This window comes from Lysinibacillus sp. RU7, from assembly GCF_057837305.1.
On the sequence record NZ_JBYQFK010000006.1, the window covers coordinates 1 to 21223 of the forward strand.

At 39.5% G+C, this 21223-nt stretch carries 21 protein-coding genes and 1 other RNA gene; 11 read left to right on the top strand and 11 right to left on the bottom strand.

Translation table 11 applies throughout. The annotated features are described in order from the left end of the window. Nucleotides 1-806: 806 nt before the first annotated feature. The 3 genes from ssrS to AC3II9_RS05870 form a co-directional block, all read right to left on the bottom strand. Nucleotides 807-995, bottom strand: a non-coding RNA gene (gene ssrS, locus AC3II9_RS05860) — 6S RNA. Between the two features lie 215 nt (nt 996-1210). Then, entirely contained in the window at nt 1211-1840 is a 630-nt protein-coding gene (locus tag AC3II9_RS05865; protein WP_489154237.1) for a YfbR-like 5'-deoxynucleotidase, read from the bottom strand. 194 nt (nt 1841-2034) lie between these two features. Further along, nucleotides 2035-2217, bottom strand: coding sequence for a polyribonucleotide nucleotidyltransferase (locus AC3II9_RS05870; protein WP_489153948.1), 183 nt, complete (start codon nt 2215-2217; stop codon nt 2035-2037). Between the two features lie 248 nt (nt 2218-2465). Here AC3II9_RS05870 and AC3II9_RS05875 point away from each other — a divergent pair, with 248 nt between their 5' ends. The 9 genes from AC3II9_RS05875 (at nt 2466) to AC3II9_RS05915 (ending at nt 10758) form a co-directional block, all read left to right on the top strand. Continuing rightward, nucleotides 2466-3023: a superoxide dismutase family protein gene (locus AC3II9_RS05875; protein WP_489153950.1), complete on the top strand. Its 558-nt coding sequence runs from the start codon at nt 2466-2468 to the stop codon at nt 3021-3023. Nucleotides 3024-3348: 325 nt separating this feature from the next. Continuing rightward, nucleotides 3349-4353 carry a TAXI family TRAP transporter solute-binding subunit gene (locus AC3II9_RS05880; protein WP_489153952.1) on the top strand — a complete coding sequence of 335 codons (1005 nt, stop codon included), beginning with the start codon at nt 3349-3351 and terminating at the stop codon, nt 4351-4353. A gap of 143 nt (nt 4354-4496) precedes the next feature. Further along, nucleotides 4497-5009 (top strand): DUF1850 domain-containing protein, encoded by a 513-nt coding sequence (locus tag AC3II9_RS05885; RefSeq protein WP_489153954.1) that lies wholly within the window; start codon nt 4497-4499, stop codon nt 5007-5009. Next, nucleotides 4999-7008, top strand: coding sequence for a TRAP transporter permease (locus AC3II9_RS05890; protein ID WP_489153956.1), 2010 nt, complete (start codon nt 4999-5001; stop codon nt 7006-7008). Before AC3II9_RS05885 ends, AC3II9_RS05890 begins: the two co-directional genes overlap by 11 nt. Before the next feature lie 66 nt (nt 7009-7074). Then, entirely contained in the window at nt 7075-7371 is a 297-nt protein-coding gene (locus tag AC3II9_RS05895; protein ID WP_489153958.1) for a hypothetical protein, read from the top strand. 118 nt (nt 7372-7489) lie between these two features. Continuing rightward, entirely contained in the window at nt 7490-7642 is a 153-nt protein-coding gene (locus AC3II9_RS05900) for a hypothetical protein (protein ID WP_489153960.1), read from the top strand. A gap of 244 nt (nt 7643-7886) precedes the next feature. Then, complete coding sequence (locus AC3II9_RS05905) at nt 7887-9002, top strand: amidohydrolase (protein WP_489153962.1); 1116 nt, start codon at nt 7887-7889, stop codon at nt 9000-9002. Then, on the top strand, nt 9002-10117 hold the full coding sequence (locus tag AC3II9_RS05910) for a mandelate racemase/muconate lactonizing enzyme family protein (protein ID WP_489153963.1): 1116 nt from the start codon (nt 9002-9004) through the stop codon (nt 10115-10117). The genes AC3II9_RS05905 and AC3II9_RS05910 overlap by 1 nt, the downstream gene beginning before the upstream one ends. After that, nucleotides 10114-10758, top strand: coding sequence for a GNAT family N-acetyltransferase (locus AC3II9_RS05915; protein WP_489153965.1), 645 nt, complete (start codon nt 10114-10116; stop codon nt 10756-10758). The genes AC3II9_RS05910 and AC3II9_RS05915 overlap by 4 nt, the downstream gene beginning before the upstream one ends. 61 nt (nt 10759-10819) lie before the next feature. On the opposite strand, the gene AC3II9_RS05920 is transcribed toward AC3II9_RS05915, so the two are convergent. After that, on the bottom strand, nt 10820-11530 hold the full coding sequence (locus tag AC3II9_RS05920) for a Fe-S oxidoreductase (RefSeq protein WP_489153967.1): 711 nt from the start codon (nt 11528-11530) through the stop codon (nt 10820-10822). A 109-nt stretch (nt 11531-11639) separates the two neighbouring features. Here AC3II9_RS05920 and AC3II9_RS05925 point away from each other — a divergent pair, with 109 nt between their 5' ends. Continuing rightward, on the top strand, nt 11640-12059 hold the full coding sequence (locus AC3II9_RS05925) for a DUF4395 domain-containing protein (RefSeq protein ID WP_489153968.1): 420 nt from the start codon (nt 11640-11642) through the stop codon (nt 12057-12059). Between the two features lie 316 nt (nt 12060-12375). On the opposite strand, the gene AC3II9_RS05930 is transcribed toward AC3II9_RS05925, so the two are convergent. The 3 genes from AC3II9_RS05930 to AC3II9_RS05940 form a co-directional block, all read right to left on the bottom strand. Beyond that, on the bottom strand, nt 12376-13344 hold the full coding sequence (locus AC3II9_RS05930; protein WP_489153970.1) for a DMT family transporter: 969 nt from the start codon (nt 13342-13344) through the stop codon (nt 12376-12378). A 113-nt stretch (nt 13345-13457) separates the two neighbouring features. Then, nucleotides 13458-14681, bottom strand: coding sequence for a peptidase T (gene pepT, locus AC3II9_RS05935; RefSeq protein ID WP_489153972.1), 1224 nt, complete (start codon nt 14679-14681; stop codon nt 13458-13460). 30 nt (nt 14682-14711) lie between these two features. Continuing rightward, nucleotides 14712-15353 carry a lysoplasmalogenase gene (locus AC3II9_RS05940; protein ID WP_489153974.1) on the bottom strand — a complete coding sequence of 214 codons (642 nt, stop codon included), beginning with the start codon at nt 15351-15353 and terminating at the stop codon, nt 14712-14714. Nucleotides 15354-15456: 103 nt separating this feature from the next. Between AC3II9_RS05940 and AC3II9_RS05945 the strand changes: the two genes are divergently transcribed. Next, nucleotides 15457-17142 carry a TMEM175 family protein gene (locus AC3II9_RS05945; protein WP_489153976.1) on the top strand — a complete coding sequence of 562 codons (1686 nt, stop codon included), beginning with the start codon at nt 15457-15459 and terminating at the stop codon, nt 17140-17142. A 51-nt stretch (nt 17143-17193) separates the two neighbouring features. Here AC3II9_RS05945 and AC3II9_RS05950 read toward each other — a convergent pair whose 3' ends face one another. The 4 genes from AC3II9_RS05950 to AC3II9_RS05965 all read right to left on the bottom strand — a co-directional run bounded on the left by AC3II9_RS05950 (nt 17194) and on the right by AC3II9_RS05965 (nt 20628). Further along, nucleotides 17194-17604, bottom strand: a complete 411-nt coding sequence (locus AC3II9_RS05950; protein WP_489153978.1) for a hypothetical protein — start codon at nt 17602-17604, stop codon at nt 17194-17196. Nucleotides 17605-17729: 125 nt separating this feature from the next. Next, nucleotides 17730-18167 (bottom strand): hypothetical protein, encoded by a 438-nt coding sequence (locus tag AC3II9_RS05955; protein ID WP_489153980.1) that lies wholly within the window; start codon nt 18165-18167, stop codon nt 17730-17732. A 127-nt stretch (nt 18168-18294) separates the two neighbouring features. Then, nucleotides 18295-19032 (bottom strand): oxygen-insensitive NADPH nitroreductase, encoded by a 738-nt coding sequence (gene nfsA, locus AC3II9_RS05960; protein WP_489153981.1) that lies wholly within the window; start codon nt 19030-19032, stop codon nt 18295-18297. 66 nt (nt 19033-19098) lie between these two features. Further along, nucleotides 19099-20628 carry an SLC13 family permease gene (locus tag AC3II9_RS05965; RefSeq protein ID WP_489153983.1) on the bottom strand — a complete coding sequence of 510 codons (1530 nt, stop codon included), beginning with the start codon at nt 20626-20628 and terminating at the stop codon, nt 19099-19101. Nucleotides 20629-21223 lie beyond the last annotated feature (595 nt).

Genomic DNA, 21223 nt, shown 5'->3' on the forward strand with positions numbered 1-21223 from the left:
GTTAAGACACCGCCCTTTCACGGCGGTAACACGGGTTCGAATCCCGTACGGGTCATCTAAAGTATGTAGCGATTGCTACATACTTTTTTTGTTGAAATCCCGAAGTGAGGGTTAGCGATTATGCTAGTCCTTTTTTATTGGTTTTATAACAATGAGACTTATAACTGCAACTTAGAGTTGGTTTCCATTTCAAATTTATTTTAATGGAAGAAAAACAGCGGAGCCACTTCAGATTAACACCATGTTGGTCATGAAGGTATTGCCGCTGTCGCTTTGCTTTCGCGCAGATAAATTGTCGCAGGACGTGGCGGTCTTGATCTTCATTCCTTTATAAACTTAGTCCAGGGTCTCCTCTAGTATGCGCTAATCCTTCAGTTGCGCAGTAAAGGGAATAGATTGTTTCTGCATAAAAAGGTATGGCCTCCAGATACCTTCGTCGACATACGCATAAATTTAAAGAAAAGTATTTACTTTTCGCTGTAGCGTGTTAAGAACAGGAGATCCAAACAGGCTGCTCTTTAGTCCCTGTGTAGGCTGTGCCAAAGCGCGGAGGTACGATACCACTAAAAAATTACGCTTATCATCTACTGATATTTGTGTAATCAATGCATCTAATTGTATTGTTTGAGGCGAATCATCGTTGTTTAACGGCTCTTACTATAGTGTTTTTTATGGCATTTATTTTTAGGGTAGATAAAGCTCTACAATAGACAAAACTACGACAACTTCTAAAACCACATAAAAAACCCTCCACCGTACGTCCCGGTGGAGGGAATGAAAACATTGGTATATCAAGCTTCTTAATGGCAAAAGCCACATTGCCGTAGATATATAGAAAGTTTTAAACCACACTCCTCAAAGTGGGTGTCCGCATAAGTTTTCCTGTTTATCCCGAGGTCAAAGGAGCCCGGGCACGCCATTCCAACTTGGATATAAAACTCCCTGTTACAGTATAAAGGTTAAAACTTAATATTACACGTACAACGTAGCTTCGATTATTATTGTATGTTAAGTTTTTAAATTGTGCAAGTAAGAGCAAATACAGAATTTTGTCAAATGAAAGGGTGTACTTTCTATGTAGTAATTAGTGGGGAGAGTGTGTTTGTATGGAAGGATAAGTATACTTGAAAAAGTGGTAGAAAGCATTATAAAATCGGGTTTTTGACCATAAAAAAAGCCTTCCATTGCTTTTGGAAAACTTTGCTTATCGTTATTTACTTTTTAAAATTTCCTGAGTTAATGTTGTAATATCGATTTGTGTTTTTTCTGCCATAGCATCGCGTAAAATTTCATGGCGGAAATAATGCACGCTATTTGGTAAAGGCAAGTCGAGTAATTTGGATAGGGCGCTTTGATACATATAAACGAACTCTTTATCTGTATTGCCGCGTTTTAACTCAGCAAATGCTTCGTAAAATTGGTCGAGCTTATCCGCAAATTCAAGCAGGCGACCTTCGATTGTAGCATCTTTGCCTTCTTTCATTCGTTCAAAGAAAATAGTTTGAAAATTAGGTGGTATTTCTTCTAATATAAAATTTTCCATCATCTTCTCTTCTACGACTGCAAGCATTTCTTTTAACTCCGGACTTGCGTGTTTGACAGGCGTTTTAATGTCGCCAATAAATACTTCGGCAAAATCATGATTAATCGTTTTTTCATAAAGTGACTTCCAATTGATTTGGGCACCGAGTTGTTCTTCAAGTGTTGCAAAAAACATGGCGTATTGTGATACTTTCCAAGAATGGGCTGCTACGTTATGCTCCTCAAACTTGAAACGTCCTGGCGCGCGGATAATACGTTCTAAATCATTTAAGCTTGTAAAAAAAGTATGAATACCGATAAAAATCCCTCCTTTTAAATGTATCGTACTATATTAAATTCCCCTACGGAAAGAAATTTACACAGTTTAAGAAATTTTTTATCGTATATTTACAATAGAGCGCAATGTAAAGCATATGTTGTCAAAAGTAACAGCGGTAACGCTCCAATCACAACTAAGAAGGAGGTGTCTGGAAAGTGACACCTTCTTCATTTTTACACTTGTACGTCCATTATTTGCCCTTTGTAAGGGTGCTGAGCAGTTTGTTGAGTAGACATGTCATTTAACATTTCAATGGCACCAGCGGCTCCTTGATTCATCGCTTTGTCTAAAATCCCCATTTGAAGTGTTTGTTGAATTTGTGCGACTTGCGCAGACATAAATGAATTAATTTCCATTTTATCGCCTCCTTTGTTTATATATCGACCAACTATTTGTATGTTCCACCAAAGTGTTTCTAAATATCGCATTGTAGTGTGTTTTTTTCTTAACTTGGAAGAAGTTATATTTATCCGTATTTTACAAGCATATTTCTCGGATTTTTATCCCATGCTTAGAAAGGTACCTATCGACTTGAATTAGTCGAAACAATATTTTGTATGTGGAGATTTATCCCCACTTACTAAAATGATGAAGGAGGCTTTTTATGCATAAGTTTATGGTAGTAGGAACAATGGTATTTCTGATGGCAGGTTGTTCTTTATTTCAACAAGAGGAAGAAGAGGTAGTGACAGTGAACTCTTCAGAAACTGTAACCGCAACAGCAACTGCGAAAATGATGAACAGTAATGGGGAGGATGTAGGGGAAATTAAATTTACGCAAACACAATCAGGTGTTGAAATTTATACGAACCTAGTCAACTTACCACCTGGCAAGCATGCCATTCATATTCATGAAGTAGGAAAGTGTGAGGCGCCAAAGTTTGAATCAGCAGGCGGACATTTTAATCCAGAGCATAAAGAACACGGTACTCAAAATCCAAAAGGACCACATGCAGGGGATTTACCGAACATCGATATTGGACAGGATGGTACAGCGGAAGTGCGATTTGTGACGAGTGAATTAACATTAGAGGAAGGAAAAACGCATTCCTTATTCGATGAAGATGGAAGCTCTATTGTAATTCATGAAGGACCAGATGATTATAAAACAGACCCAGCTGGTAATTCTGGTGCCAGAATTGCTTGTGGGGTTATTCAATAAAAAAGCACGAGAATAATCAGTTGGAGAGGAAAAAACGCTCACTGATTCAAATTTCGCTTTCCTGTAAGAAGAGGCTGTTCTTTGTGACAGTCTCTTCACTTTTTAGTCATAAAGCAGAATTTTTATAATTTTGATGGAAATTCTTATTTTAATAATTTTATGCATAATATTCAATAATTATCTGTGTTCATTCTCGTTTTTTTTGTTAATTTTCCCTCTAAATATTCTATTCTATTTATTGTCTCTTTTCAGTATTATTTGACATTTGTGTGTCTTTCTATGTAAAATGAACTCGTATTTGATTTTAAGTGGGGGGAGAATACAAATGAAAAACAATAAGTTTCTATTGTTCATGATCTTAAGCGTATTTGCACTAATTTTAGCTGCATGCGGTTCAGGTGATGAGGAAAAAGAGTCAACGGGTGGTAGCGATGAAAGCGCTAACAATGAATCAACAGATTATGGTGTAGATTATTTAAGTATTTTAACTGGTGGTACGCAAGGTACATATTATCCACTAGGTGGTAATTTCGCGGAGTTAATTTCTAACGAAACAGGTATCAAAACAACAGCTGAGGTTTCTCAAGCATCAGCTGCTAATATGACAGCATTACAAAATGGTGAAGGTGAAATCGCGTTCGTACAAACGGATATCGCTTACTATGCAACAGAAGGTACTGAAATGTTCGACGGGAAACCGATCGACACAGTTTCTGCTTTAGGTGCGTTATATCCAGAAACAGTACAACTTGTAACATTAGCTGACTCTGGTATTAAATCATACGAAGACTTAAAAGGGAAAAAAGTTTCTGTAGGTGCACCAGGTTCTGGTACTTACGCAAACGCTGAGCAATTACTTGAAATCCATGGTTTAACAATGGATGATATCCAAGCGCAAAACTTAGACTTCGGTGAATCAACAGATGGTATTTCATCAGGTCAAATCGATGCAGCGTTTATTACAGCTGGTTACCCAACTGGTGCTGTTGAAGCATTAAATGCTACAAAGAACGTATATATCGTTCCAGTAACTGCTGAAAAAACAGACGAGTTAATTGCTAAATATCCATACTATGCTGTAGATACAATCCCAGCTGGCACTTATGGTCTTGCAGAAGATACATCGGCTGTATCTGTACTTGCGATGTTAGCTGTTAAGAAAGATCTTTCAGAGGATTTAGTATATGCAATGACAAAAGCAATCTATGATAATACAGATAAAATTTCTCATGCTAAAGGTGCTTTAATCAAGGCTGAAACTGGTTTAACAGGTATTGGCATTGAAATACATCCAGGTGCTCAAAAGTACTTTGATGAAGTAAATAAATAATTTCGTAAAGGTTGTTCTAGAGGCAACTGCTTCTAGAGTACCTTTATACATATGATGTAGGGGCGAGAAAGTAATGACTCGTCGAATAAGGGCTTGTCTCGGTTCATGAGGCAACCCTTTTCCTATGGGAAGGTTGAGAATTCGTGAAAAAAGCATGGTGGGGATGTCTAACAATAGCTACGGCTATCGTTTTTTTATTTATACCGATATTTCCAGTATTTAGTTTTACTGAAACGCGAACTGAAAAACCGAAGATGTATTATTTAAAGTATGAGGAAGACCCTCATTTTCAAATTATTTTCACTCATTCAATCCATTTAACAGATGTAGTGGAAACCTATGAAGCGTTGCCTACATATGAGATTCGACTGCATTCGATGCGCTATTCAGATGTAGCAATTGGTATGCCAGGGTATGCGGAAGAAGGTCAAACACTAATTTATGAGGATGGAATATACACGCTGTATTATGATGATGCTGTTTTACCCAATTTCACCTTATACATTGGTGATGTTGACTATACTTTGCGTTTCAACTATAGGGGAAAAACATATAATTTAAAAGAAAACTTAACAAGAGGGAAATCGTATTTATTTGAAATAAAGAACGTATCCATCTATGACAAAATGAAAGGGGTCGAGTTATATGACGGATAACAAAGGTGTAAAAGATGAGCAATTTGAGCAGTTATCAGAAGCCGATCAGCAGGCGCTTCTTGAAAAGTATGATGCAGAATCAAATACACGTAAAATAGGCGGTATGTTCCGTTGGGTGATTTACTTTGGTTTACTAGCATTCTCGCTATTCCAATTATATACTGCTATTTTTGGTGTATTCCCTGCACAAATTCAGCGAACGGTTCACTTAGGGTTTGGTTTAACATTTATTTTCTTACTATTTCCAGCTCGTCGGAAGGGACGTAAGGATAAAATACCGTTTTACGATTTCATTTTAGCTATCTTATCAATTGTGGTCGGTTCTTACTGGACGTTGAATTATGAGCGTCTTGTTAAATCTATCGGTCAATTAGAAACAATGGATTTTTATATTGGGCTATTGGCGATAGTGCTTGTTTTGGAGGCGGCTCGTCGGGCAGTCGGGTTACCGATTACGATTATTGCCACGCTATTTTTAGCTTACGCCTATTTTGGGCAGCATATGCCGGCTTTCTTGGCACATCGCGGTCAAACTTTAGAAAGTTTATCGAACTTAATGTTCTTCTCAACAGATGGGATTTTAGGTACACCAATTAGTGTATCCGCTACATTTATTTTTGTATTCTTACTGTTTGGTGCTTTCCTTGTGAAAACCGGTGTAGGACAATACTTTAACGATTTAGCGGTTGCCTTAGCAGGTAAATTGACAGGTGGTCCGGCAAAGGTAGCAATTTTCTCGTCTGCACTACAAGGGACTATTTCTGGTTCTTCAGTAGCGAACGTTGTTACATCGGGTTCGTATACAATTCCGATGATGAAAAAACTGGGCTATAAAAAGGAATTTGCGGGTGCAGTAGAGGCGGCTGCGTCAACAGGTGGTCAGTTAATGCCACCAATCATGGGGGCAGCGGCCTTCCTAATGGTTGAGTTTATCGGTCGTGGGATTACGTATTGGGAAATCGCGAAAGCAGCAGCGATTCCGGCCTTGTTATACTTTACGGGTATTTGGATTATGACACACTTTGAAGCGAAGCGTTTAGGGCTACGTGGACTAAGTGATGAAGAGATGCCAGATCGTACGACAGTGTTTAAAAAGATTTATTTATTAACACCGATTATTTTAATTATCGTATTGATGTTAACGGGTGTTCCTGTTATGCATGCAGCGCTTTATGGAGTGCTAGCTTGTATTTTAGTAGGGATGTTCAATAAAGAAACGCGCCTTGGTTTCCGCGATATTTTAGATGCTTTAGTAGACGGGGCTCGTACAGCGTTAGGGGTTGTGGCAGCAACATCTGCAGCAGGTATTATTGTCGGCGTTGTTGTTAAAACGGGTCTTGGCTTAAGTTTAGCAACAAGTCTTGTAAACTTAGCAGGCGGTAGTATTTTATTCACATTATTCTTAGTCATGATTGCTTCACTTGTATTAGGGATGGGTGCACCAACAACAGCCAACTACGTTATTACGTCCACAATTGCAGCACCAGCTATTCTGCAATTATTAGCACCGAATACACCGAGTGATTTAATTCCATTAGTAACAGTGATGTCTGCGCACTTCTTCGTATTCTACTTTGGGATTATTGCAGATATTACGCCACCAGTTGCACTTGCAGCCTTTGCAGCATCGGGTATTTCTGGTGGTGACCCAATTAAAACAGGGGTTAACTCAGCGAAACTGGCCATTGCCGCATTCATTATTCCGTATATGATTGTGTTGCAACCGGCATTATTAATGGTAGATGTAACAATTTTACAAATTTTATGGGTAACATTCTCCGCGATTATCGGTATGATTGCGATTGGTGCTGGAATTATTGGTCATTGGTACCGTAAATTAATGTGGTTTGAGCGCATTATTTTAATTGGTGCTGGTTTAGCAATGATTTACCCAGAATCGATTTCAGATATGGTTGGATTAATTGTATTTGCGATTATGTTTGTTATTCAGTTCATTGGCAATAAAAAAGGAAACGGCCCAAAACCGATAGCTTCCTAATAATAGAAAGTCAGTCTATGCATTTGCGTAGGCTGGCTTTTTTCGTTACATTAGGGTGGAGGAGGGATGGACGTGCATTTGATTATTGCCTGTAGTAAACAATTGCCAATTCGTTACTATCCGAGCGATGGTGTCTGGATACGCAGAGGAAGTCACTTTTACGATCGGACGCTCCCGTTTTTTGTAGAAGTAGAAGTGCAACAAAATATTCACCGCGTACAAGAATATATTGTAGAAATTGAACAACAATATAAAAAAGTAGAGCTTGAAATCATTACACGAAACGGATTGTATTATGAACAACTTTGTACGGCTTTTCCTCATGCGAAGATTACGGAGAATCGACTATATATTGTAAAATAATATCATAAAGAGATAGGTTTTATACTTATTATGCATAAGTGATATCAGTTGGTTGTCAGTAGTAAAAATCTTGTGTATATTTAAGTTATTAAATAATTCTGATTAAGGAGTGAAGCGAATGAAAGACCTTTTAATGTCACATTTGGAGACATATGTGTTGGAGAAGGAAGAAGTAGACATGCGAGCAATAACTCCAGAAGAATTAGAGCCAAAAATCTTACATCTTGAATCGCCACCACAATATCCAGAAGGCTTCTTCTCGAGTCTATAAGAGTCGGTACATACCGGCTTTTTTTAGTGGACTAAATAAGTTGAACAGATGTTTTTATGGAAATTACCTTCAATGTATAGAAAGTATACATGCTCAAGAAAATCCACATAATACAAAATATGAACTCGCGCTCTAATAGCGTGAGTTTTTTATTTATTTTGTCTAGGCAAGTTGCGGTTAATACGGAAAATTTGTAAAGTATACTATAATGAAGATAGAATTTCGAATTCGAGGTGCAATATAGATGAAGCAAGCAGCAAAAATAGAACAGTTACCCATATGGTTTGAGCATTTCCATACCCATCCTGAGGTGAGTTGGAAAGAGTTTAATACAACAAAGAAAATTGCTTCGATTTTAGATGAACTGAATGTACCGTATTGTACATTTCCAGATGTGACAGGGCTTATTGCAGAGATTGGTGAGGGAGAGGAAGTAATTGCTGTACGTGCCGACATAGACGCACTATGGCAAGAAGTAGACGGCGTCATGCAGGCGAATCACTCTTGTGGACATGATGCCAATATGACAATGGTGTTAGGGGCGTTAGTGCACCTAAAAGAAATGCCGTTAAAGAAACGCATCCGCTTTATTTTTCAGCCGGCAGAGGAGACAGGTGGCGGCGCGCTTGCGATGATTAAACGGGATGTATTAAAAGACGTTACCTATTTATATGGCATTCATTTGCGTCCCATTGAAGAGTTACCATTTGGCAAGGTAGCACCTGCTATTCATCACGGAGCAGCGGTGTTTTTAGAAGGGAGCATTCAGGGAATCGATGCACATGGGGCTCGTCCACATCAAGGGAAAAATGCGATTGATGTATTAATGGCGATACAACAAATGCTATCAACATTGCATATGGACCCATTCGAAGCGTGCTCAGCGAAGCTCACAAAGATGGTGGCGGATGGTGGTAGTATTAATATCATTCCTGGCAAGGCAACCTTCTCGATGGACGTTCGCGCACAGAAAAATAGTGTAATTTTTGACTTGCAAAGTCGTATTGAAAAAGGATTTCACCATATTTCACAAATGTTTGATGTCGAGATTAAGTGGGAATGGCTTGATTTAACACCAGGCGCGGAAGTATGTGAGGACGCAGCGCGGATTGCAGAGTTATCGATAATTGAGGCTCTTGGGAAGGACTGTTTAGCGCCGGCTGTTGTGACACCGGGTAGCGATGATTTCCATTTTTATACGATCAATAAACCGGAGCTAAAGGCAGCGATGATTGGGATTGGTGCCGATTTAGCCCCAGGGTTACATCATCCACAAATGACCTTCAAACGTGATGCCTTACAAATTGGTGCGGATGTATTAACAACAACATTAAAAAATGCAGCTAGAGGAAGAGAATAATGAACATTAAACAACTAGAGATTTTTGCAATTGATTTACCTTTAATTGAGCCATTCATCGTGAGCTATGATACGTATCCATCGATGCCATCCATTATCGTAAAATTAACGACTGAATGCGGGCTTGTTGGTTGGGGCGAGGCAGTACCTGACGATCATGTAACAGGTGAGACGTTCGAAGGGACATATGCTGTGTTAAAACATCGTTTAGCCCCTCAATTAATCGGTAAAAATCCGATGAATTTTGAACGTATTCATGAGCTGATGGATAGTTTAGTGAAAAATGCCCCAGCTGCCAAGGCGGCTATTGATATTGCATGCTTTGATGTAACAGGGAAAAAGCTCGGTGTACCTGTGTATCAGTTAATTGGTGGACGCTATCATGAAAAATTCCCGATTACACATGTATTAAGTATCGGAGAACCAGAGAAGATGGCGATGCAAGCAGCCCAGAAGGTAGCGGAAGGCTATCGTTCCTTTAAGATGAAGGTAGGGCGTGATGTGGCAAGTGATGTGGCACGTATTAAAGCAGTTCGTGAACGTGTTGGCGAAACGATTGCAATTCGTGTCGATGTAAACCAAGGATGGCGAAATAGTGGGAATACATTACAGGCACTTACTCAGTTAGAGGAAGTAGGACTGGATTGGTTAGAGCAGCCAGTTATAGCGGATGATATTGATGCAATGGTTGAAATCAAATCGAAAACAGCGGTTCCTGTGATGATTGATGAAGGAATTTGCAATTTCCGTGATATGCGCGAAATTATTGCAAAACGTGCGGCAGATAAAGTGAATATTAAGCTGATGAAATGTGGCGGTATTTACCGTGCCAATCAATTAGCGGCCATGGCTGAAATGGCAGGAATGGAATGCCAAATTGGTTCTATGCTAGAATCCTCCATTGGCTCCTCAGCAGGCTTCCATGTCGCATTTTCTAAAAAGGTGATGACAAGTGTAGAATTAACAGGTCCGCTGAAATTTTCGAAAGACATAGGAAATTTAAGAGCAAGTTACAACATTCCGTATATCGAGCTTGGTACGGGTGTCGGACTCGGTGTAGACATCGATGAAAGCATGTTAGCAGAGTTAACACAATATTCGGATGTGATTCGATGAACTTGACGTATAGATTGCTAAATGAGAGCGATTTAGTTGCTATTCAAGCGGTACAAGCCGAGGTTTGTGCGGCGCTAGATGATCAAGCTATTTTACAACCGCTCAGTGTAGCGGAATTGCTTAATATTTTACGTGGCAATGGTGTGATGTTAGGCGTATTTTCTTCCAATCGACTAGTCGCATTTCGTGCATTACTAAAACCAGCAGTAGATGAGGACGAGCATCTCGGCGCGGATGTCGGGGCGACGGACTTTACCCGTGTATTGTATCAGGAAATTTCAAATGTGCATCCCCATGTTCGAGGACAAGGCTTACAAAAGCTAATGGCTGGTTGGATTATGGACAAGGTGGATACAGCCAATTTTGATTGGATTTGTGCGACCGTGATGCCATACAATATTGCTAGTTTAAAGGATAAATTTGCGCAAGGCATGTACGTGTATGCTTTAAAATTAAAGTATGGCGGCAAGCTGCGTTATGTGTTCGGCAAAAATTTATGTGATGAACGTGTTTTTGGCGAAGAAATGGTACAAGTCTCTATGCGCGATACAGAAACACAACAACAGTTACTGGTGAATGGCTTTGTTGGCGTTTCAATGGAGGCGCTTGAAGGCGATTGGTTTGTAACGTATCGAAAATAAATGAAAACGGCTCCCATGCATGGAGAGCCGTTTTTATTTTGGGTGTTAAAGAGCTTAGATTTTATTTAATCGGGCAGAATCCACAAGCCATTAAGCCAGGAATGTCTTTCGAGAAACAGCAGCTTTTACGAACAGGTACATTAATAAGCTGTGAAGGGTTGCCGCCACCTGTGTATTCTTTAAAGATCGATTTCGTAGCAAACGTACGCCAAACTTGATCGTCTTCTAGTATTTCTAAATCTTCTAATGCTCTTTCTGCTAAAGCAGGGTTTTCTAGTAAGGTATGGTAATGCCATAACATATAGCCAAAAATATTTTCCCATAATGTCAGCGGAGAAATCGTTGTTGTTTTTCGTAATTGCTGAATAATTTCAAAGCATTGCTTGTATAAAATATTGGAAATGACACGCTCACGCTCATCATCGTCTACATAACGAAAATCATTCGCTGTAATAAACGTACCGAGTGTGCGTATGCCGTATTCCTCTACAACAGCAAAGCGAATATCCTTTAGATTACCATCCCATACTTCGTCATACGCTGCCAGCATATAAAATTGCATCGCGACAAACATCCCGTAACGACGACTAAAATGGGAGATGGCTGCCGCTTCTGTGGGCGCATTTGTAATGCCCATCATTAAATTACGGAAGTCTGTTAAATAAAAATCCTTTTGAATATTCGCCAGTGTAAAGAGTGGACGTGTTGGCTCCTCTGTATAAATACTATAAGAGTTTAATTGACGAACTTGGTCGTAAGAAAGTGCAGGCATAAAATCACCTTTCCACAAAGTTTTATCTATAGTGTACCATTTCACACTATACAAAATGTAAAAAATATTTTAAAATGAATAAAACTTATAAGAGAGGTTGGTTTTTGGCGTGAAGGAGAAACCATTATCGATTCCTCGACCTTTAGTGCGGACAAATCAATGGACTATTTTTTTATCCGTTGTGCTGACGTGGGTGACGGGGCAGTACATTATTTTGCTCATTCCACTCATTTCAAATGTACTAGGTTTTACTATAGGGTTTAATCCTATTATGAGAGTAGCAAAGCTGTTCTTACGGAAAAATCTGAAAGAGTATATTCCAGAAGATGCAGGACAGCAACGTTTTAATTCGAGCATCGCCAGCATTTGTTTAGCAGGTGGATTGATAGGCTTTGGAGTAGGCTGGGAAGTAGTGGGCTATGCATTTACGATAATGGTGGCAGTTGCCTCGTTCATTGCTATTTTAGGGTTCTGCATTGGTTGCTTTATTCATTTCCAATGGAATCAATATAAGTATCGTCGCCGTTAAAATAGCTTCTAAAAAGAAAATGAAAAAAGTTAACATGAATAGGTTGACTTCCTAATTGAAAACGATTATCATTACCATATAAGCAATATCACTTACAAAACAGTGTAAGTGAGCTTGAACTTTAGCTACTTTTCTCCAGGAGTGTGCTAGTTCATTATAGCGTTCTAAACCCCCCTCATTTTTAGAACGTGCCAAACCGTGTGGCAGTTGCCGCAAAGATATTGTTTTTCACCCTTTATTTTTCTTCAAACTTTCTCTTATACATAAGAGAGCAATGTTTTACCCATACCCTTCGACAAGGTATGGGCTCTTTTTTTTATGAGCTACTTTCTTCATTTACTGTTATATTGGCTAGCTGCACTTTCTTTGCAACGAGCATTGTATGGTAGCTGTGTAGTAGCATACCGACGATAATAATACCGACCCCAGTGAGTGCAACGGAAGAAGGGAGTGCTACATGTAATAACACCATTTCTCCAGCCATGACAAATAATACTTCGGTTGATTGGGTTGCTTCGACGGCAGCGAGTTTTCCTTGATCATGGCGTGCGCGGTCTGTCGCAATAAAGAATAGAGTAGTAGCGATGACGCCTGAACTCAATGCGACTAGTAAACTTTGAAATGCTTGTGAGCTAGAAGGGGGGCCAACTGTGATAAGTGCCCAAATCGCCATGACAATCCAAGCCGGCATCGATGCAATCGTCATACCGAGTACACGCTGAAATGTATCAAGACGACCGCCACATACGTCCATCATTTTGCGATTGCCGAGTGGATAAGCAAATGCCGCTACAACAACAGGGAGTACGCCAAATAGCACCGTTTGGAAGGAAGTACTGTTAGCTTGTGGAATTTGAATGAGTAAAATTCCGATTAAAATAACACCTGAAATGAGAAGCGAGATGCGCGGTATTTTGTGGCGAATGCCGTGATCTGTTAAAAATAGCGGTGCAAGTAATACACCTACAACAATCGTTAATTGCCATGTGCCCGATACAAGCCAACCTGGACCGAAAGCGGCTGCGAATGTAAGTGGCGCGTAAAATAAAACAAACCCAACAAAGCTCCAAATCAGCCAAGCGCTAGGAGCACTTTTGACTTCTGTACGTAATGGTTGAAACCCACCCCGTATGGCAACAATCACAATTAAAAAGGGTAACATGAAAAAGTAACGAAGAGAGGCACTCCATAGCCAACTACCGCCTTCTAATTCCATGGCGTGATTGAAGATAAATGTAAAGCCAAAAAAGAAAGCAGCAAGTATGCCAATCATAATTTCCTTCATAAAGATGATCACCTTCTCCCTGAAAATTCAGTTAACTTAAGGTAGAAAGAAAAGCGAAGTGATGAACACTTCGCTTAAGAAAGTATTATATACCTTTTAGATGGAAATTCAATCTATTTTTGTTCGAAAAGTTGAATAATTTCTAAAATCACCTGTGTCGCTTTTTCCATTGTTTCAGCAGATACATATTCAAATTTACCGTGCATATTTTCGCCGCCCGCAAAAATATTGGGTGTTGGTAAGCCCATAAATGATAATTGAGAGCCATCTGTACCGCCACGAATGGGTTCGATAATCGGTGTAATACCGAGCTTATGCATCGCTTCTTTCGCGATATCAACGATTTCCATTACTGCTTCAATTTTTTCACCCATATTGTAGTATTGGTCTTCGATTTCTACCTGAATAACATGTTCACCATATTCAGCCTTTATTAACTTTTCCACTTCTAACATATGTGCTTTTTTGGCTTCGAATTTTTCACGATCATGGTCGCGAATAATATAGCTCATCTCCGCTTTTTCGATACGTCCCGTAAAGCTCATTAAATGAATAAAGCCTTCGTAGCCTTCTGTTTTTTCAGGTACTTCATCGACGGGCATATGGTTTTGGAACTTGATGGCCATTGTTGTCGCATTCACCATTTTATTTTTAGCTGAACCAGGGTGAACACTTGTGCCGTAAGTTGTGACTTTAACGCCGGCTGCATTGAAGCTTTCGTATTGTAATTCACCCAGTGGGCCACCATCCATTGTGTAAGCAAAGTCGGCATTAAATGCGTCGACGTCAAATTTATGTGGGCCACGACCAATTTCTTCATCTGGTGTAAAGGCGACACGAATTTTGCCGTGTTTTACTTCAGGGTGCGCTACTAAATATTCCATGGCTGTTATAATTTCCGCGATGCCGGCTTTATCATCTGCACCAAGCAGTGTTGTACCATCTGTTGTAATTAATGTTTGCCCCACATAGTTTTTAAGGTTGGGGAAGTACGCTACCGACATCGTGACCTCATCATTTAACGGAATATCTTGACCGTCATAATTGTCGATACGCTGTGGATTCACATTAGTACCTGTGAAGTCTGTTGTTGTATCCACGTGGGCTAAAAATCCAATAGTCGGTACGTCTTTGTCTGTATTTGCTGGCAATGTCGCAAACAGGTAGCCATTTTCATCTAATGTGATGTCTGTTAGCCCGATGTCAGCCAGTTCATCTTTTAATACATGCAATAAATCAAATTGCTTTTGCGTAGAAGGTGTAGAGTTACTTGTAAAGTCCGATTGTGTATCAATTTTTGCGTAGCGAATGAAGCGTTCAATAAGTTTTTCTTTCATGGATTGTACCTCCTAAAATAAATGGTATAGTTAGTGTATCACTTTATTTCGATTTTCGGAATATTGTGCAATGCTTAATGCGATGAAAATTTGTGCACCGTAGTATGTGAACATAATGAGTTCATGCGAGAACGGTACAGCGACAATGAATTTATTAATCGCCAAGATCGAGTCAGAAGCAATAAACAGCAGGGCACCAATGATGGCAAAAGTAGAACCTGTACGAAATGATGTCCAGCCCATCGTTAAAATGACGATAATATAAGCGAATACCGCCATCGTGAGCACGATTTCGCCCTTTTGGAAGAGTGTGCTACACATCCAAATCGCCATTGCCGTACCGCATAGGAACAGTCCTGTTTTTACAGCTGTTGGTACCCGTTTTTTGCCACTAGAAAAGGCAGCGATATAAAAAATATGTCCAATTAAAAAGCTAATTAGTCCAACGATAAACCACTGTAATGTATAGTCACCAATGGCACAAAAAATTAACCCGATACCAATGAGCGTATAATATGTTCCCTCGGCATGGCGTGTGAGCAATGCAAAGATAATAATTAATACCATTGGAATTAATTTAAACACCATTTTGAAATCGCTCGGGATTGTATCAAATAAAAATACATAATAAAAGCCAAAAACAACTGCGGCTATCAGTAGAAACGTTCTCATGTGAAAACCTCCTTTAAACATAGATTGTTATTATGATAGTAAAAAATATGAAACTTTTTTATTGATTAGACCGTAATAGAGACAGGAAGAAAGGGTGATTCAGATGGGACAACTAGTCATTATTTCCGTGATTTTCTCGATTTTGATTACGATTTTACTCGTACCGTTGACGCGAAAAATACCAAAATCGGAGCTTACATCCAAACAGCAAGGGATGTTGGCCATTGCCGTATTTACACTTAGTTTTATTTCGACATTTTTCATGGTTTATGTATCTAAAATTGACTTACAGTGGACGATTTTCTTATATGTATTACCAGCTGTTGCATTAGGTGGGGCGATTTTCTCGGTAGGGCTAGAACAAAAATTGAAGTCTGTCATCGTGTTTTTTAGCATCGTGGCGGTGGTGTATTTCTTAAGTGCACCGCTGTTTAATGCAGAGGATAAATACAATTCTGCTGAAATGATGGAGGATGTGGAAATTAAACCGTTTGATGAGACAAAGAAGCCTGCCAGTGTACCACCGCCATTTGTGGAAAATAAAATGAAAAAAGCATTTGGGCAAGTGCCAAATACCAGCTTTTACGAGTTAGGGAATTTACAAATTCAACAGGTAAACGGGGAGTATGTCTATATTGCGCCAGTCGAGTTTTCGGGGTTCTTTAAATGGTTCAATGGCAAAACGACACCGGGTTATTTTACGATGAGTGCAACAGATTCGAGTGAAAATCCGAAATTCATTGAGCATGAAATGACGTATGTACCGTCTGCTTATTTAAATAAAAATTTAGAGCGTCATATGCGCCTATCCTACCCCACATTGATTTTCTACGGGGAGCCACAGCTTGAAGTGGATGATGAAGGCAAGCCTTATTATATCCGTTCATACGGCGAATTTATTTCTGCGCGGAATGGCTTTGATGTAAAAGGGGTTGTCATGGTCGATGCGGCAACAGGTGATATGGAAAAAATCGCATTAGCAGATGTACCAGCCTTTATCGATGGGGCGATTTCACCTGAAACAGTAAGCTTACAAAATAGCTACTATGGAAATTATGTGCACGGTTACTGGAATAGTGTTTTTGGTAAAAAAGACGTGAAGTTACCGTCAGATGAAGGAACGGAAGCCAATGTATCACCCATCTTTAGCGAGGAGGGTGTGATGTATTACTTTACCGATTTTACAAGTCCGAAAGAGGGTGTCGATTCGATGCTTGGGTATTCATTGACGAATGCACGAACAGGGGAAGCGACGTACTATACAGGAAATCTGAAGGAATCGTATATGGATTCACAAGGCGCTTTAGAGATTATTGAGAAAAAATTTATTGAAAAAGAGTGGCAAGGTGAAATGCCGATTTTATATAATTTTTACGGTGAGGCGAGTTGGTTATCCGCTGTCCTTGATTCGAATGGTTTCCTCCAAAACTACTTCATCGTGTCAGCCGCAAATCCTGAAATTTCAGCATATGCGGCTACACCAAATGAAGCATTAAAGCTGTATAAAGCAGCATTATCACGCGGTGGTAGTACGGTCGATGGCTCGTCTAATGCAGAAGAGGCGACGAAAACAGGGCAAGTGAGCCGTGTGTATAAAGAGCGAGTAGGGGATTTTACACTGGTGACATTCTTATTGACAACAGGTGAAAACTTCGTTGTCAGCACAGAAGCAGTGCCATTTGCGATTTATATCGAGCCAGGTGATACAGTGAAAATGGTCTACTATGCAACAGGTGAGCAATTCTTACCTGTAAAAACAATGATGATTGATGATTTACCGGGACAATAAAACAAAAAGGCGTGGGGAAATTTCCCGCGCCTTTCTATTTCATTTATATAATTATTGCTCATTTTGCATTTCGATATAGGCATACATTTGTGCTTGGCGCTTGCTGACCATCTCATCCGAATACGGTTTGTATTCGTGGAACAGTTGCTGCATGTTTGAAAAAATTTGACGCTCATTTATAAATGAAGACGAGGACTCTTGTTGGAAAATGTATTCTAAATGAATGAGCTGAATGAGTGCGACTTCAGGGCTTTGGAAATTATAGGAAAACTTAATATTCCATAGTGATGTATACGAAATATACTGTTCAGCATAACTCGTTGCGTGTATATATTGGTTTAGGCTAATCTGTTTAGCGATGATTTTATGTAATCGTGCAAGCTCTGTATTAATTTCTACCATCACTTTCAGTAAGGATCTTGCGCCTTGTGGTGAGCGGGTTTTAGATGACATCCAAACCATGAGTATTCCCTCACTTTCTATAGTTACTATTGTAGCAAAGTGGAGATAGGGAACAATGGACAAAAGAATGAGGTTTTCGCTATCAATAATCGAAAACTAAATTTCTTGCCCTTGCTAAAGTCATATCATTCTTTCGTATTGGCAGACAATTGTTCAATAATATAATGTAACATTGCTTGTCGACGACGTTCAATATGATCTTCTTTAAATGGTTTTAACGCTAAAAAAGCTTCTTCTTGCTCTTTTAAGACCGTACGTTCATGTGCAAACTTTTCTACAGGCTCTTGTTCAAAAATGTAGTGTAGGTGGAAGATTTGCAGTAAAGCGACTTCAGGGCTCTCCAAATTAACAACAAACTTTAGATTCCATACAGATGTATGAGAAATGTATTGATGAATATATTCGGTTGCGAATTTGTATTGTTCTAAATCAATCTGTGGCATAATCGCTTGATGCACTTTTGACAGTGCGATATTAATATCTGCAATACATAAATAGTATTTACGTACACCACGTAAATGCTGCTTCTCCAAAGATTGGGCAGCATGTTTATTTGTATACATAAGAAAAGTCCTTTCTACTTAAAAAGTAACGTATTACCATTTTATCAAAAAAACTAATAGAAATGAACTGCGAAAAAAAACAGAGTTCACGGGACTTCTGTCTCTGTTCACTCTGCGGATGTTTATATTATTGCCATGTAAAACCTTTAGCTGCTAAAAAATCTTTCATGTGCGGACGTTTTTGATCGATTAAGAAGTCCGCCATTTGTTTCGTCCAGTTCGCCATTTTTTGATTAGATGAGCGAGAAGCGTAGTAAGCTTCCATTGTCGCATCGTACTCATCTAGTAATGTATCGTATTGTGCTGTGTTATAGCGATTTTCGTGAAGCACAGCAGCGACTGGTAAACGTGGTTTTGTTTCATTGCGTTTTGTCGGTTGACCAATCGTCATCGCAAATAATGGAAAAACATAATCTGGTAGGTCAAATAGTTCGCTAATTTCAGCTGGGTTTGTACGTGCACCGCCAATATAGCAAATACCGTAACCTTCAGATTCAGCAGCTACAACAAAGTTTTGAGCAAATAACGAAACGTCTGCGACACCAACTAATAGATTTTCTGCCGAGTCTGCTACGATCTCCACCCCATGTTTTTGGCCCGCTACTTGAAGGCGTTTAAAATCGACACAGAATAAAAATGAAGCGCCTGCTGTTTTGAATTGGAAGTCATTTTTCGATAACTCCCCAAGCTTTTGTTTTTTCTCTTCATCTGTTATCCAAATGACACTATATGCTTGTACAAAGTGTGAACTTGCTGCCATTTGTGCTGTTTCAATTAATTCAATGACTTTTTCACGTGAAATCTCTTCGCCTGTATATTTGCGTACAGAGGAATGGCTACGTAAAAGTGCTTGTGTTGAATTCATCGGAAACTCCCCCTTATGTAAAAAATCGGGCTTAAAGGAAACCCATTAAGCCCATCTTATAATATTTTATGACAGTAAGCCAATCCATTTCCAATAAGTCGCACTAAATAGTAGGACAAGTAAATAGCCGAAGATTGTTAAAGGAATACCGGATTTTAAGAAATCTTTCGTTGTAAATGCACCAGTCCCATAAGCTAACATATTTTGTGGTGCGCTAATTGGTAGTAAGAAGCCAAAGCTAATCACAAATTGTTGTATTAATACGAACCCAACTTGGTCTATATCTAATGTAATGGTCGTTGCTAACGCAATAAATACGGGAATGAGTGCGGATGCTAAGCTTGTGGCACTCGCAAAACCAAGATGAATGAGAATGTTAAATGCTGTGACAAGTGCAATAGTGGCTAAAATCGGCATCGAATCAAGGCCAAGTGAACCAAAGACTGTATCCGATAACCATTGGGCCCCTTGTGTAGCTAATAATACAGTACCAAGTGCAATCCCTACAGCGAATACGATAATTGTTCCCCATGGAATGAGTTTTTCAACTTGTTCCCAAGTGTATACACCGATTTTCGGTGCTAATAATAGAGCGATGGCGACAATTGTGACAGTCGTTGTATCAAACGGATGGGCGATCCCTTCCGTTGCCCATAAAAATAATAGTACTATGGAGATCATGATTAAACGAATTTCTTGTCCTTTTAACGGTCCAAGGTCTGCTAACTGTTTTTTAATGACTTCTTTCCCGCCATCAATCTGATCTGTCTCTGGTTTAATTAACATATTCATAATGAAAAACAGTGCAATGGACATAAGGATGGAGAAGGGTGCAGCATACAAGAACCAAGCGCCCCATGAAATATCGATGCCGAATTGTTCTTGGATAAATCCAATGGCCACCATATTTTGAGCAGCCCCAGTTTTAATGCCGATATTCCAAATCGAAACAGCTTGTACAGCCGTAATCACGAGTAATGCACCAAGGCGTGAATTTTTCTCTAGACCGAATGCTGCCACCATGCCGAGTAAAATGGGGACAACAGCCCCTGCACGAGCAGTGGCACTTGGTACGAAGAAGGCTAAAATAATGGATACTAAAATCGCCCCAAAAACAATGGCTTTTGTTTTTGTTCCAAGAAGAGATAAAACCCATAACGCCAACCGTTTATGTAAGTTTGTTGCCTGCATAGCAGCTGCTAAAAATAGTGCGGCTGCTACAAGTGCTACAGCAGAGTTACTAAAGCCACCAAGTGCTAGCTTTAAAGCGTCCTTTGTTCCTAATGCTACAGTTGGGTCTGCGATGGATGGCGCAAAGCCAAGTAAAAGGGCAATTAATCCGATAATCATGGCAGAGCTGACTGGATAAGAAACGGCTTCTGTTACCCATAAAATAACAGCGAATGCTAAAATAGCAAGTCCACGTTGCCCTGCTATAGGTAATTCCCCGTTGTTCGGTAACAACGTAATGATAATTAGTGCTGCAAATGCAAGTCCAATCCAGAGTGGTTTTAAATTGCGTTTGTTCGTTTCTTTTGGTTCTATGACTACGGTTTGTACAGAAGGTGTTGATTTTGAAGCTTGTAATTTTCCCATCATGCCACACTCCTTTTAATAGATGTTTATAATACTTAACAACCTCGTAATGAGCAAAATTGCATCCTAAAAATATCAGTTAAATAGTGAAAGGTATGTATCATAGCCTCCGCGCTTTGCCACAGCCTACACAGGAGCTAAAACAGGCGCGGCCTGTTTGGATCTCCTGTTCCGGCTCCTGTGGCGATGGCGCGCTACGGCAAAAGTAAATACTTCTCAATATACTAGAAAAACATTTCTCTTCTTTAAAAGAAATCATTTTCTTTCTATTTACACATATCGTTGCCTAGTAGCCCCTGTAATCTCTGAGGATATTTATTGTTTTGAGCACACTATTTTTATTGAACAATAGTTGCTTGTAGCGGAGGCACGAGACTCCTACGGGAAAAGCGAGACAATCAAGACCCCGCAGAAGCGAAGGATGAGCGACGAGGAGGCTTGATCTCGCCCGTGGAAAGCGAGTGCCGCAGCGGAAAGTAACGGTTACTTAAATGGTAATATATGTTTCTTAATTTGCCCGTTATGAGTTAACAACTGACATCAGGTTGTTAAGTATTATATTAGAAATGTATTTAACTTCTTTAGGCATCATTTT